This is a genomic window from Streptococcus oralis (genome assembly GCF_015561235.1).
GTDB classification, from domain to species: Bacteria; Bacillota; Bacilli; order Lactobacillales; family Streptococcaceae; genus Streptococcus; species Streptococcus oralis_BK.
Genome location: NZ_JADMTC010000002.1, coordinates 40,440 through 54,097 on the forward strand (window position 1 = coordinate 40,440; position 13,658 = coordinate 54,097).

A 13,658-nucleotide genomic window follows, 5' to 3' on the forward strand; every position below is an offset into this window, starting at 1 on the left:
TTTTCTAAATAAATTATACTGTTATTCTTTAGGAGGAATACACTATGTCATCTAAATTCATGAAGAGCGCTGCTGTGCTCGGAACTGCTACTCTCGCTAGCTTGCTCTTGGTAGCTTGCGGAAGCAAATCTGCTGACAAAGCTGCTGATACTAGCTCTTCAGAAGCAAAAGAACTTACTTTCTACGTTGAAGACCAATATAAAGCCTTCGCTGAATCTGCTGCAAAAGCTTACGAAAAAGAATCTGGCGTAAAAGTTACTATCAAAACAGGTGACCAAATGGGTGGTCTTGATAACCTTTCACTTGACAACCAATCTGGTAAAGCCCCTGATGTTATGATGGCTCCATACGACCGTGTAGGTAGCCTTGGTACTGACGGACAACTTTCAGAAGTAACTCTTAGCGATGGTGCGAAAACAGACGATAAAACAAAATCACTTGTAACTGTTGGTGGTAAAGTCTATGGTGCTCCAGCTGTCATCGAATCACTCGTTTTGTACTATAACAAAGATTTGCTTAAAGAAGCTCCTAAAACATTTGCTGATTTGGAAAACCTTGCTAAAGACAGCAAATACGCTTTCGCTGGTGAAGATGGCAAAACTACTGCCTTCCTAGCTGACTGGACAAACTTCTACTACGCATACGGACTTCTTGCTGGTAATGGCGGTTATGTATTTGGCCAAAACGGTAAAGATCCTAAAGATATCGGACTTGCAAACGACGGAGCAATCAAAGGTATCGAATATGCTAAATCTTGGTACGAAAAATGGCCTAAAGGTATGCAAGATACTGAAGGAGCTCCAAACTTAATCCAAACTCAATTCCAAGAAGGTAAAACTGCTGCTATCATCGATGGTCCTTGGAAAGCTCAAGCATTCAAAGATGCTAAAGTAAACTACGGTGTTGCGACTATCCCAACTCTTCCAAACGGTAAAAACTATGAAACATTTGGTGGTGGTAAAGCTTGGGTTATCCCAGCAAGCACTAAGAACCTTGAAGGCGCTCAAAAATTTGTAGACTTCCTAGTTTCAACTGAACAACAAAAAGCGTTCTACGATGTAACAAACGAAATCCCAGCTAATACTGAAGCTCGTACTTATGCTGAAGGCAAAAAAGATGAGTTGACCACAGCCGTGATTGAACAGTTCAAGAATGCTCAACCAATGCCAAACATCTCTCAAATGTCAGCTGTTTGGGACCCAGCTAAAACAATGCTCTTTGAAGCTGTAAGTGGTAAGAAAGATGCGAAAACAGCTGCTAACGATGCTGTAACATTGATTAAGGACACAATCAAACAAAAATTTGGTGAATAATTGATTTGTTCAAGGGGGGTGGAAGCAAAATCCCCCTTTGAATTTATAGATACGCTTATTATCATACGCACGTATCTTACGATTGAATCCGAGTTTTATCTCGCATCCTATGAAAGGAGTAATCATGGAAAAACAACAGCCTCGCAAAGCAGCCTTGCTGTCAATCATTCCTGGTTTAGGACAAATTTATAACAAACAAAAAGCGAAAGGTTTTATTTTCCTTGGTGTTACTGTTTTATTTGTTCTGTATTTTCTAACACTTGCAAGCCCTGAATTGAGCAATTTGATCACACTTGGTGACAAACCTGGTCGTGATAATTCACTTTTTATGCTGATTCGTGGTGCTTTCCATTCTATCTTTGTTGTCGTTTACTTACTCTTTTATATCTTTAATATCAAAGATGCACATACGACTGCTAAACGTATCAATAACGGTATTCCTGTAGCTCGTACCTTCAAGGACATGATTAAAGGAATTTATGAGAATGGATTCCCATACCTTTTAATCATCCCATCATATGTAGCGATGACATTTGCGATTATCTTCCCTGTTATCGTAACCTTGATGATTGCCTTTACCAACTATGACTTCCAACACTTGCCACCAAACAAATTGTTGGACTGGGTTGGTTTGACCAATTTTACGAACATCTGGAGCTTGAGCACCTTCCGTTCAGCCTTTGGTTCTGTTCTTTCTTGGACCATTATTTGGGCCTTGGCTGCTTCTACCTTGCAGATTGTCATTGGTATCTTTACAGCAATCATTGCCAACCAACCATTTATCAAAGGAAAACGTATCTTCGGTGTTATTTTCCTTCTTCCTTGGGCTGTTCCAGCCTTCATCACTATCTTGACATTCTCAAACATGTTTAATGATAGTGTTGGTGCCATCAACACCCAAGTCTTGCCTCTTTTGTCTAAGGTCCTTCCCTTCCTAGATGGAGCTCTTATCCCTTGGAAAACAAATCCAACTTGGACGAAGGTTGCCTTGATTATGATGCAAGGTTGGCTTGGATTCCCATACATCTACGTTTTGACCTTGGGTATCTTGCAGTCTATTCCTAACGACCTCTACGAAGCGGCTTACATCGATGGTGCTAATGCTTGGCAAAAATTCCGCAACATCACTTTCCCTATGATTTTGGCTGTTGCAGCACCAACATTGATCAGCCAATACACCTTCAACTTTAACAACTTCTCTATCATGTACCTCTTTAATGGCGGAGGTCCTGGTACTGTTGGAGGCGGAGCCGGTTCAACTGATATCTTGATCTCATGGATTTACCGTTTGACAACAGGTACATCTCCTCAATACTCTATGGCGGCAGCTGTTACCTTGATTATCTCAATCATTGTCATCTCTATCTCTATGATCGCATTCAAGAAACTACACGCATTTGATATGGAGGACGTCTAAGATGAATAACTCAATCAAACTCAAACGTAGACTGACTCAAACCCTCACTTACCTCTACTTGATTGGCCTATCAATTGTTATTATCTATCCACTTTTGATTACCATCATGTCAGCCTTTAAAGCAGGTAACGTCGCAGCCTTTAAACTAGATACTAACATCGACTTCAATTTTGATAACTTTAAAGGACTCTTTACTGAAACCTTATATGGCACTTGGTACCTTAATACTTTGATTATTGCCTTTATCACAATGGCTGTTCAAACAAGTATCATCGTACTTGCTGGTTATGCCTACAGCCGTTACAACTTCTTGGCTCGTAAACAAAGTTTGGTCTTCTTCTTGATTATCCAAATGGTGCCAACCATGGCCGCATTGACCGCCTTCTTCGTTATGGCGCTTATGTTGAACGCCCTTAACCATAGCTGGTTCCTCATCTTCCTCTACGTCGGTGGAGGTATTCCGATGAATGCTTGGCTCATGAAAGGTTACTTCGATACCGTACCAATGTCTCTTGACGAATCTGCAAAACTAGATGGTGCAGGACACTTCCGTCGCTTCTGGCAAATTGTCCTTCCGCTCGTTCGCCCAATGGTGGCTGTACAAGCCCTCTGGGCCTTCATGGGACCTTTCGGGGATTACATCCTCTCTAGTTTCTTGCTTCGTGAGAAAGAATACTTTACTGTTGCCGTTGGTCTCCAGACCTTCGTTAGCAATGTGAAAAACATGAAGATCGCCTACTTCTCAGCAGGTGCTATCCTCATCGCCCTTCCAATCTGTATTCTCTTCTTCTTCCTACAAAAGAACTTTGTTTCAGGACTTACAAGTGGTGGCGACAAGGGATAATTTATCCCCGCCACCCTTTTTCATTTTATACTCTTCGAAAATCTCTTCAAACCACGTCAGCTTTATCTCCAACCTCAAAGCTGTGCTTTGAGCAACCTGCGACTAGCTTCCTAGTTTGCTCTTTGATTTTCATTGAGTATTAGAAATTGTTACTGTAAATAATATTCTTGCAACAAGCAATTTATCTCCTAGACTTGAAATAAAGCACATTTCTCTATATAATAATACTCATATAGAAAACACTTTTAGAAAGATGCCTATGCTTCCATATCCATTCTCGTATTTCTCTAGTATCTGGGGATTTCGTAAGCCCCTATCAAAACGTTTCGGCCTCAACTGGTTTCAGCTTCTCTTTACGAGCATTTTCCTCATCAGCTTGTCTATGGTTCCGATTGCCATTCAAAACAGCTCACAGGAAACGTATCCACTGGATACCTTTATCGATAATGTCTACACACCCCTGACAGATGAAGCCATCATGGACTTGTCAGAGAATACACAAATCGTTGATGGAAAGCTAAACTACTCAGGTACGAAGAATCATCAGCCTTCTCTTTTAATTGGTCCAAGCCAAAGCAAGGAATTTCCAAAGGACTTGCAACTTCATTTTGATACGGAAGAACTCGTCATCAGCAAGGAAAGTAAGGAACTGACTCGCATTCGCTACCACGCGATTCAAACGGAGAGTTTCCAGAGTAAGGAAGATCTTACCCAGGCCATTTCTAAAGACTGGTATCAACAAAACCGGGTCTATATCAGTCTCTTTCTCGTTCTTGGTGCAAGCTTTCTCTTTGGATTGAATTTCTTCATTGTCTCTCTTGGAGCTAGCTTTCTCCTTTATATCACTAAAAGATCACGCCTCTTTTCATTTAGGACCTTTAAAGAGTGCTACCATTTTATCTTGAACTGTTTAGGATTACCCACTCTGATTACGCTTATTTTGGGACTTTTTGGCCAGAATATGACAACCCTTATCACTGTACAAAACATTCTTTTTGTTCTTTATCTGGTCACTATTTTTTACAAGACACACTTCCGTGATCCAGATTATCATAAATAGGAGATTTTTATGCCCGTTACGATTAAAGACGTGGCCAAGGCAGCAGGTGTCTCACCTTCAACTGTTACCCGCGTTATTCAAAACAAATCAACGATTAGTGATGAAACCAAAAAACGAGTTCGCAAGGCGATGAAGGAGCTCAACTACCACCCCAATCTCAATGCTCGTAGCTTGGTAAGTAACTATACTCAAGTTATCGGCCTGGTGCTTCCTGACGACTCGGATGCCTTTTACCAAAATCCTTTCTTCCCATCTGTTCTACGAGGGATCGCCCAAGTGGCATCTGAGAACCACTATGCTATCCAGATTGCAACGGGGAAAGATGCAAAAGAGCGGCTCAAAGCTATTTCCCAGATGGTCTATGGTAAGCGTGTAGATGGTTTGATTTTCCTCTATGCCCAAGAAGAGGATCCTTTGGTTAAGCTAGTAGCAGATGAGCAATTTCCTTTCCTTATCTTAGGTAAATCTCTATCTCCCTTCATTCCGCTCGTCGATAATGACAATGTCCAGGCAGGTTTTGATGCAACAGAATATTTCATCAAAAAAGGATGCAAGCGAATTGCCTTCATCGGAGGAACCAAAAAACTTTTCGTAACACAAGATCGTCTAATGGGTTATGAGTTAGCTCTTAAACGATACCAACTTCCTATTGATCCAAATCTGACCTACTTTGCGACCGAATTTCTTGAAGATAATGGTTATCGCTTTAGTAAACTTCTCTTCGAGCATGATCCAAATATTGATGCTATTATTACTATTGATAGCCTTCTTGCTGCAGGGGTCTGTGATTACATCGCAAAACACCAACTGGATGTCCCTGTCCTCAGCTTTGACTCGGTCAACCCTAAACTGAACTTGGCAGCCTATGTGGATATCAATAGCTTAGAACTCGGGCGCGTTTCCTTTGAAACCATTCTCCAGATTATTAACGATGCCAAAAACAATAAACAGATTTGTTACCGCCAGTTGATTGGGCACAAAATTATCGAAAAATAAAGACCAGCCTCAAGGCTGGTCTTTTGAGTATTATTAATTGTCTGTTTCTACGAATCGTCCTAGGATGTGGACATTTTCGGATACAGAGACAAAGGCTGTCGGATCGACCTGTTTCATGATGTGTTTAAAATCATTAAACTCTGCTCGCGTGATAACCGTAATCAAGACTGCTTTTCTCTCATGATTATAGGTTCCTTCTGCATCGTGGATCATGGTTGCTCCTCGGTGCAATTTTTTATGGATTTTTGCGATTACCTTGTCAGGATTATTGGTCACAATCATGGCCTGCATGCGTTTTTGCTTTGTAAAGACCGCATCTGTCACACGGCTCGATACAAAAATGGTGATCATAGAGTAGAGGGCGTATTTCCAACCAAAGGTCAGACCTGCTATCAGCATGATGGTTCCATTTACCAAGAAAGAAATACTGCCGACATTCTTACCCGTTTTCTTTCGAATGGTGAGACTGACGATATCTGTACCTCCGCTAGAAATATTGTTACGGAGTGCAAAACCAATCCCCAAGCCCATGACAACACCCCCAAAAAGAGCATTGATGATGGGATCCTCTGTCAAGGTCACAACTGGCACAAGCTGGATAAAGAGGGAACTCATGGATACTGTGATAAAGGTAAAGATTGTAAACTTATGCCCAATCTGATACCAAGCCAAAATCATCAACGGAAAATTGATGGCATAAAAGGTCAGCGATATCGGAATATAAAAACCAAACCAGTGATTACTCAAAGCAGAGATAATCTGTGCCAAACCCGTCGCACCACTGGAGTAAACGTGTCCTGGTTGAAAAAAGAAATTGACTGCTACTGCTGACAAAAAGCCATAAACCAGAGAAGCCGAGACTTTCTCATCATATTTTTCCCGAGAGATACTTTGTAAAACTCGTAAGATTTTTATCTGATAAGCAAAGCGGCGCAGATAATAGCGCCACCGCTTAATTTGTTTTGCTTGTTTCATCTTCTTCTACTTGTAAGCTGAGTTCCTCTAGTTGTTTGAGAGCGACTGTTGATGGAGCTTGTGTCATTGGATCGGTTGCCTTATTGTTCTTAGGAAAGGCAATGACTTCACGGATATTTTCTTCTCCTGCTAAGAGCATCACAAAACGGTCAAGACCGATCGCCAAACCACCGTGTGGTGGGAAACCATAGTCCATAGCCTCAAGAAGGAAACCAAACTGGTCATTTGCTTCTTCGGCTGAGAAACCAAGAGCCTTGAACATGCGTTCTTGAAGGTCTTTTTGGTTGATACGGAGGCTACCACCTCCAAGCTCATAACCGTTCAAAACGATATCGTAGGCAATGGCACGAACCTTAGCCAAATCACCTTCTAATTCGTGAGCTGTCTCTTCCTGTGGAAGGGTAAACGGATGGTGGGCACTCATGTAACGACCTTCTTCTTCAGACCATTCAAACATTGGCCAGTCAACTACCCAGAGGAAGTTAAATTTGTCGTTATCAATCAAGCCAAGCTCTTTGGCAATACGTCCACGAAGGGCGCCTAGTGTTGCATTAGCCACTTCAAGCGTATCCGCTACAAATAGAACCAAATCCTTATCTTCAAGACCAAGTGCTGCAGTCAATTCTCCTTGGATACCCGTCAAAAACTTGGCAACCGGTCCATTTAATTCTCCATCAACTACCTTGACCCAAGCAAGACCTTTGGCACCGTACTGTTTGGCTACTTCGGTCATCTTGTCGATGTCTTTACGTGAGTAGTTGTCCGCAGCTCCTTTGACTACAATGGCTTTAACAGCAGGTGCTTCTGAAAAGACTTTGAAATCAACACCCTTGACAACTTCTGTCAAGTCCTGAAGCAACATGTCAAAACGGGTATCTGGCTTATCAGAACCGTAAAGAGCCATCGCATCGTCGTACTTCATACGAGGAAATGGAAGCGTTACTTCGATGCCTTTTGTTTCTTTCATCACGCGCGCAATCAAGCCTTCTGTGATATCTTGGATTTCTTGCTCACTAAGGAATGACGTTTCCAAGTCGACCTGGGTAAACTCAGGCTGACGGTCTCCACGCAAGTCCTCGTCACGGAAACATTTGACGATTTGGTAGTAACGGTCAAATCCAGCATTCATCAAGAGCTGTTTGGTAATCTGTGGACTTTGAGGAAGAGCATAGAAATGTCCTTTGTTGACACGAGATGGCACCAAATAGTCACGCGCCCCTTCTGGTGTTGACTTCGAAAGGAATGGCGTCTCCACATCAATAAACTCCAACTCATCCAAGTAGTTACGGATAGAATGAGTCACCTTAGCACGAAGTTTAAGATTTTCCAACATTTCTGGACGACGAAGGTCAAGGTATCGGTAACGCAAACGTGTATCGTCATTGGCCTCAATCCCATCTTTAATCTCAAAAGGTGTTGTTTTAGCTGTATTAAGAACAGTAAGGGCTGTCACATTCAATTCAACTGCACCAGTTGGCAACTTATCATTGGCCTGCTCACGCGCAGCGACTTGTCCAGTCACCTCGATAACAAATTCGCTACGAAGACTTTCAGCTGTTGCCATAACCTCTGCAGAAACTTTTTCAGGGTTGATAACCAACTGCATGATCCCTTCACGGTCACGAAGGTCGATAAAGATCAAACCACCCAAGTCACGACGACGGCCAACCCATCCTTTCAAGGTAATTTCTTGTCCGATATGTTCCTCACGAACACGACCAGCATACATACTACGTTTCATTGTTTCTCTCCTCTTTTATTCTGTTACTATTTTACCATAAAAGCGCAAGCTCTTCATGAAAATCATCAGAAAAGTTTGATTGTCTTTAGAAATCAAAACGAACAGACAAAAAATCCGATGGAAACGTCATCGGATTCTCTGATTGTGATTCTTAACCTTTTTTACGCTTTTCAGCGATCTCAGCTGCCTTTTTAGGTAGAACAATCTCCGTCGCATAAGCCGAAGCAAAACGCAAGACACCTGCAATAGGCGCAAAGACAACTGCTAGATAGTTGTAAAAGAAATCGCCTTTAAAGGCATAGGCAAGTGCCCCGATGATAAAGAAGAGAACGACCGCCTGTATCACTGCTAATAAAATTACTCGTTTCATGTGACCTCCTGACTCTATTATAGCATGAGTATCATCAAAAAGCCGATTAAATTATTCAAAGCGTGTAAAGAAATGCTGTAAAGAAGGCCTTTTCGGCTCACATAAGCCAGACCCAAACTAAATCCCAGACTAGCATAGACTAAAAACTGTTGCAAAGTCCCTGGAAAATGAATCAAGGCAAAGAGCACACTCGATACGAGGAGAAACAGAGCTGTCTGTTTGCTGTTATTTTGCTTAGGAAAGAGATAGCGCGCCAGCATCCCTCTAAAGATAAGTTCTTCCGTCAGAGGAGCAAAGACCACTACCATAAAGAAACCAAATACAGGCTGTGCGACTGTCAGTTGAGATACGATTTGTTGATTAGCCGACGGATCATCTGGCAAAAAGAACTGGGCTGTAATCGCCACTAGCAAAACCAGAGTTGGCAACCAAATATAACGATTAAAAACCGTCGTCTGGATGCTAACCTTTTCTGTCTGATACCATCTGTAAACTCCATAAACATAGGCTCCTGACAGGACGATATAAAGTGGCAAGACTCCAAAGATCGAAGCCCCTAGGTCAAGCGCTGATAAAGCCATACTCTGAACCATTCCATAGCCAAAGAAAAAGGATAGAACAGCTAGAAGAAACCAGCCAAGATTTTTAAATAATTTCATAAAAGGCTCCTATTTGAAATAACGTTTTATCATAGGTAATTGCATCACATTGATATAAATATGGATCGCTCCTACAAGCAAGAAGGCTAGTAACTGAATCTCTCCTGTCAATAAAGAAAAGATAGCAATCAAAAAATAGAGACCTGGTAAGACATACTGATTTAATTGGAATAAAATTCGAAAACTTTGTTCCAAATTAGCCTGACGCTCCCCTTCATCATAGGAGTTTACGTAGTCCAAGACATCCTTTGGTGTAGAGAAGAATTCCAAATCAAACTGACGAACGATCGCAATGGTCTTATAGAGATATTTTTGAGCACTGAAAATCATCACTAATGCCAAAAAAGAAAGAGATAAGGTTATATAGCTGATATTTAGTACAATTACTTCACTACCTGAGATGAAAAGAGCCAAAAAAATCGCTACGCCTGCACTATTAAAAGCAATAGTTCCAAACTCGAGATTACGATACATTTGTACATAATAGGTTTCATTCAGATCATCATCCATTTCCTCTTGATACAAGGAGTGAAATTTTCTGCTTTTCTTTAAGAAATCGAAAGTCAAAAACATACTAATGAAACCTAACAGTAAACAAATAGATGATATCCATGGAATCACGGTTTTGACATCTAAAATGCTTCCATAGTTTTCGGTATAGGCCTTAAACATCCCTGCAAACATGCCCAAGAAGCCTCCCAAGATAACAGCCATTAAAAATAACAATCCACGTTTCTTTTTCATATTCATACTCTTTCTAATCTAAACCAATCCAACTAACCACTGACCAAATGCTTTCCCTGATTCATAAATAGCTGTTAAGCCTTCTGTTCCAAGTGACACCAAAATCAAACAAACAGAAAGTAAGAGAATAGCTTGATTTCTAGCTTTTTTTGCTCCATCTCCCAAGGGTTCATTCCCAAGCCAACCTGCTAGATAGGCATAGAGAGTTACTGTTATAATCCCAATCTCTGTCGAAGAGAGAAATAACAAGACTGTCACCAAACGAACGATATTGGCTTGAATGTTAAAATAATTTGCTAAACCTGCACAAACACCCGCAAGTTCTTTGTGCTCAGTATCGACTTGAAAACCTGCTAAAAACTCTCTCATGATTTTTCTCCTTTTCAACCTTTTTGAATTTTATTTTTCTCTCTACCCATCTAAAGACTAATAGTAAAACTATGTTAATCCAGAAGAGATATTTGCTTTCAACAATTGTAAACCAACCAAATAGGCTTCCGATCATAGCCAAAAAATTAACGATAAACACAACTATAGATAGATAATAAATCACTTTATACTTATTCATTCCTCATCCTCCTCTATACGAAATACCGACTCGACTGGCTCATGGAATATCTGAGCAATCTTCAGGGCAATGACGATGGATGGGGTGTACTCATCCCGTTCTAGCAAACTGATGGTTTGCCTGGACACGCCAGCTAGCTTGGCAAGTTCGGTCTGATTAAGACCATCGCGAGCCCGAAGCTCTTTTAAACGATTTTTAAGCATTCCTTTCTCCTTTACTCTTAACTTGCTTATATTGTAACACATCTTTTTCTTTTTGACAAGTATATTTGTCAAAAAGTTTATGATTTTTGTCATTTTGCAAAAGAAAACGGTCAGGAGTAAGGTCCTGACCGGTTTTTCTACTATTAAAAGCCTAATTTTTCAAAGATTTCTGAGAAATTTTGATTGATAGCATCAAGTGACACTTGAACTTCTTCTCGAGTTTGGTTGTTCTTGACTGTCACTTGTCCGCTTTCGACTTCGCTCTCTCCTAGAGTGATGAGGGCCTTAGCCGCAAAGACATCGGCGGACTTGAACTGAGCTTTGAGTTTACGGTTGAGGTAATCACGCTCTGCTTTGAATCCTTGTTGGCGAAGAGCCTGTACCAACTCCAAGGCCTTGACATTTGCGTCTTCACCCAAGACTGCGATATAGACATCTAGAGCGTTCTCGATAGGAAGGGCCACACCTTGTTTTTCAAGGATGAGGAGCAGACGCTCTACACCAAGTCCAAAACCAAATCCAGCAGTCTCAGGGCCACCAAAGTAGGAAACCAAGCCATCGTAGCGACCTCCTGCACAGACTGTCAAGTCATTGCCCTCGATTTCAGTGATAAACTCGAAAATCGTGTGGTTGTAGTAGTCCAGACCACGCACCATATTGGTATCAATGATGTAATCTACTCCAAGATTTTCCAACATCTGACGCACAGCATCAAAGTGAGCTTGACTTTCTTCATCAAGGAAGTCCAAGATAGACGGCGCATTCTCTACTGCCACCTTGTCTTCTTTTTCCTTAGAGTCCAAGACACGGAGAGGATTTGCCTCCAAACGACGTTGGCTATCCTTAGACAAGGTCTCCTTGAGCGGTGTCAAATAGTCGATCAAGGCTTGACGGTAGGCTGCACGGCTCTCAGGATTTCCCAGAGTGTTAAGGTGCAATTTGACACCTTGAATGCCGATTTCTTTCAAGAAATGGGCTGCCATAGCGATCGTTTCTACATCGGTAGCTGGATTGCTTGAGCCAAAACACTCAACACCAATCTGGTGGAACTGACGCAAACGACCTGCTTGCGGACGCTCATAACGGAACATTGGGCCCATGTAGTAGAACTTACTTGGCTTTTGCACTTCTGGGGCGAAAAGTTTATTTTCCACATAAGAACGGACAACGGGCGCAGTTCCTTCAGGACGAAGAGTGATATGGCGGTCTCCCTTATCGTAAAAGTCGTACATTTCCTTGGTTACGATATCAGTTGTGTCCCCGACAGAGCGACTGATAACCTCGTAATGCTCAAAAATAGGCGTGCGCACTTCTGCGTAGTTATAGCGCTTGAAAATTTCACGGGCAAAGCCCTCAACGTACTGCCACTTGGCAGACTCAGCAGGCAAGATATCCTGCGTTCCTTTTGGTTTTTGTAATTTCATAGGGAATCCTCTTTAAACTTAATAGTCTTATTTTACCATAAATAGAGGGATTAAAACAGTGAGAAAAAATCAGGATTTAGATATCATTTTTGAGATTAAGAATTGTCAAAAAAATAGCCAGCAAGGAAAGACCAACAAATAGCATCCAAGTCAACTGTATATTCCATACGGCTACAAGTGAAAAACAAGCTGTTCCCACAGGTATGGATAAGGTAAACAATAAACCTAAAAAATTACTGGTACGAGCTAGAACCTCTGGAGCTAGATTTTTCATGAGCATGGAACTAATCTTTGGTGAAACTTTGCCAGACACATACAGAGTAAAAAAGAGAAATAGCAAACCAAGCACGACTTGATTGAATAAGTTAGCTAGACCAACTAGACTGACTCCCAATGTCGCCCACATCATCAATCTAGGCAAGGACTGCTTCCCAAAATAATCATTGCCCGTAAGGCTACTGATGATGATTGCTAATAAAACACAGACTTGCTCGATAAATAGTGCCTCTGTGTAAGAAAAATTCAAGAGAGAATGGCTCAAAAAGAAGATGCTATAAATGCTTCCTAAAGCGCCACCCAAGGCATTGATAAGCAAGACAGCAAAGATCATGAAACCAAAGTTTTTCTGCCCACTTTTAAGAAAAACGAGACGTAAATTTCGATAAATCGTTAGAAATTGGTCTTTGATAGGAAGCTTCTCATTTTTTAGGATTTCACCATCAGGAGATGAAATCGACAGGTTTAATTTGCTTCTTCCTAAAAAGAGAATAGAGGCTGATACTAGGAAAAAACAAGCATTGATTCCCGCAACGAGAGAAAAATTGTTGACCGATAGACCTAAGAGCCAGACTCCGAAAGCTTGACCACCAATAGCTGAAATATAGGTGATAAACTGGGAAAAAGAATAAGCTTCCATCAGATTTTGTTCAGCTACTTTTTCCTTGATGAGAGGCATGCGCAAACCACCAGCAAAATCACTGATGACATCACTAATAACATTGATTAAACACAGGCTAGAAAAGGCAAATAAACTAGCTTGCTGAACAACTAAAGCTGCTAGAAAAAATAAAACTGCTTGAAACAAACCGCTATAGACCATCCATTTGACCTTGTCCCTCGTGTAATCTGCCCGAATCCCTGCAAAAACTGTAAAGAGAGTCGGAAGAATCATGACAATATTCGCCATAGCAACCGCAAAAGATGCTTGTGGCAAGGTCGACGCATAAACGATAAATACCAGGTTAAAAATTGAAGCACCAAAAGCATTGAAGAAGCGTGACAAAGTCAAGAGTCGATAAGCTTGATTTCTAAACAATAGTTTCATAGGTAATCTCCCTTCTTGTT

Annotated in this window: 15 protein-coding genes; 5 read left to right on the forward strand and 10 right to left on the reverse strand. The window is 41.2% G+C overall.

The annotated features are described in order from the left end of the window. Positions 1-44 precede the first annotated feature (44 nt). The 5 genes from I2H52_RS07745 (at position 45) to I2H52_RS07765 (ending at position 5,630) form a co-directional block, all read left to right on the forward strand. Complete coding sequence (locus I2H52_RS07745) at positions 45-1,313, forward strand: extracellular solute-binding protein (RefSeq protein WP_000095453.1); 1,269 nt, start codon at positions 45-47, stop codon at positions 1,311-1,313. 124 nt (positions 1,314-1,437) lie between these two features. Then, complete coding sequence (locus tag I2H52_RS07750; RefSeq protein ID WP_000414941.1) at positions 1,438-2,730, forward strand: sugar ABC transporter permease; 1,293 nt, start codon at positions 1,438-1,440, stop codon at positions 2,728-2,730. 1 nt (position 2,731) lies between these two features. Next, positions 2,732-3,574 (forward strand): sugar ABC transporter permease, encoded by an 843-nt coding sequence (locus tag I2H52_RS07755; protein ID WP_001065640.1) that lies wholly within the window; start codon positions 2,732-2,734, stop codon positions 3,572-3,574. 259 nt (positions 3,575-3,833) lie between these two features. Further along, on the forward strand, positions 3,834-4,634 hold the full coding sequence (locus I2H52_RS07760) for a DUF1189 domain-containing protein (RefSeq protein ID WP_002878663.1): 801 nt from the start codon (positions 3,834-3,836) through the stop codon (positions 4,632-4,634). Positions 4,635-4,643: 9 nt separating this feature from the next. Next, positions 4,644-5,630: a LacI family DNA-binding transcriptional regulator gene (locus tag I2H52_RS07765; RefSeq protein WP_195594933.1), complete on the forward strand. Its 987-nt coding sequence runs from the start codon at positions 4,644-4,646 to the stop codon at positions 5,628-5,630. Between the two features lie 33 nt (positions 5,631-5,663). Here the strand turns inward: I2H52_RS07765 and I2H52_RS07770 are convergent, their stop codons facing one another. The 10 genes from I2H52_RS07770 to I2H52_RS07810 all read right to left on the reverse strand — a co-directional run bounded on the left by I2H52_RS07770 (position 5,664) and on the right by I2H52_RS07810 (position 13,638). Next, positions 5,664-6,605, reverse strand: a complete 942-nt coding sequence (locus tag I2H52_RS07770; RefSeq protein WP_000806271.1) for a YitT family protein — start codon at positions 6,603-6,605, stop codon at positions 5,664-5,666. Then, complete coding sequence (aspS, locus tag I2H52_RS07775; protein ID WP_045618056.1) at positions 6,583-8,346, reverse strand: aspartate--tRNA ligase; 1,764 nt, start codon at positions 8,344-8,346, stop codon at positions 6,583-6,585. The genes I2H52_RS07770 and aspS overlap by 23 nt, the downstream gene beginning before the upstream one ends. A 151-nt stretch (positions 8,347-8,497) precedes the next feature. Further along, complete coding sequence (locus I2H52_RS07780; protein ID WP_000832176.1) at positions 8,498-8,716, reverse strand: hypothetical protein; 219 nt, start codon at positions 8,714-8,716, stop codon at positions 8,498-8,500. A gap of 17 nt (positions 8,717-8,733) precedes the next feature. Then, positions 8,734-9,375 carry a CPBP family intramembrane glutamic endopeptidase gene (locus I2H52_RS07785; RefSeq protein WP_045618057.1) on the reverse strand — a complete coding sequence of 214 codons (642 nt, stop codon included), beginning with the start codon at positions 9,373-9,375 and terminating at the stop codon, positions 8,734-8,736. Between the two features lie 9 nt (positions 9,376-9,384). After that, complete coding sequence (locus tag I2H52_RS07790; RefSeq protein WP_045618059.1) at positions 9,385-10,119, reverse strand: DUF3169 family protein; 735 nt, start codon at positions 10,117-10,119, stop codon at positions 9,385-9,387. 18 nt (positions 10,120-10,137) lie between these two features. Beyond that, positions 10,138-10,488, reverse strand: coding sequence for a PspC domain-containing protein (locus I2H52_RS07795; RefSeq protein WP_001206593.1), 351 nt, complete (start codon positions 10,486-10,488; stop codon positions 10,138-10,140). Then, positions 10,451-10,687 carry a hypothetical protein gene (locus tag I2H52_RS09725; protein WP_229104540.1) on the reverse strand — a complete coding sequence of 79 codons (237 nt, stop codon included), beginning with the start codon at positions 10,685-10,687 and terminating at the stop codon, positions 10,451-10,453. The genes I2H52_RS07795 and I2H52_RS09725 overlap by 38 nt, the downstream gene beginning before the upstream one ends. Then, entirely contained in the window at positions 10,684-10,890 is a 207-nt protein-coding gene (locus I2H52_RS07800) for a helix-turn-helix transcriptional regulator (protein ID WP_000916943.1), read from the reverse strand. The genes I2H52_RS09725 and I2H52_RS07800 overlap by 4 nt, the downstream gene beginning before the upstream one ends. Before the next feature lie 143 nt (positions 10,891-11,033). Further along, positions 11,034-12,314: a histidine--tRNA ligase gene (gene hisS, locus I2H52_RS07805; protein ID WP_045618062.1), complete on the reverse strand. Its 1,281-nt coding sequence runs from the start codon at positions 12,312-12,314 to the stop codon at positions 11,034-11,036. Positions 12,315-12,390: 76 nt separating this feature from the next. After that, positions 12,391-13,638, reverse strand: a complete 1,248-nt coding sequence (locus I2H52_RS07810) for a transporter (protein WP_045618064.1) — start codon at positions 13,636-13,638, stop codon at positions 12,391-12,393. Positions 13,639-13,658 lie beyond the last annotated feature (20 nt).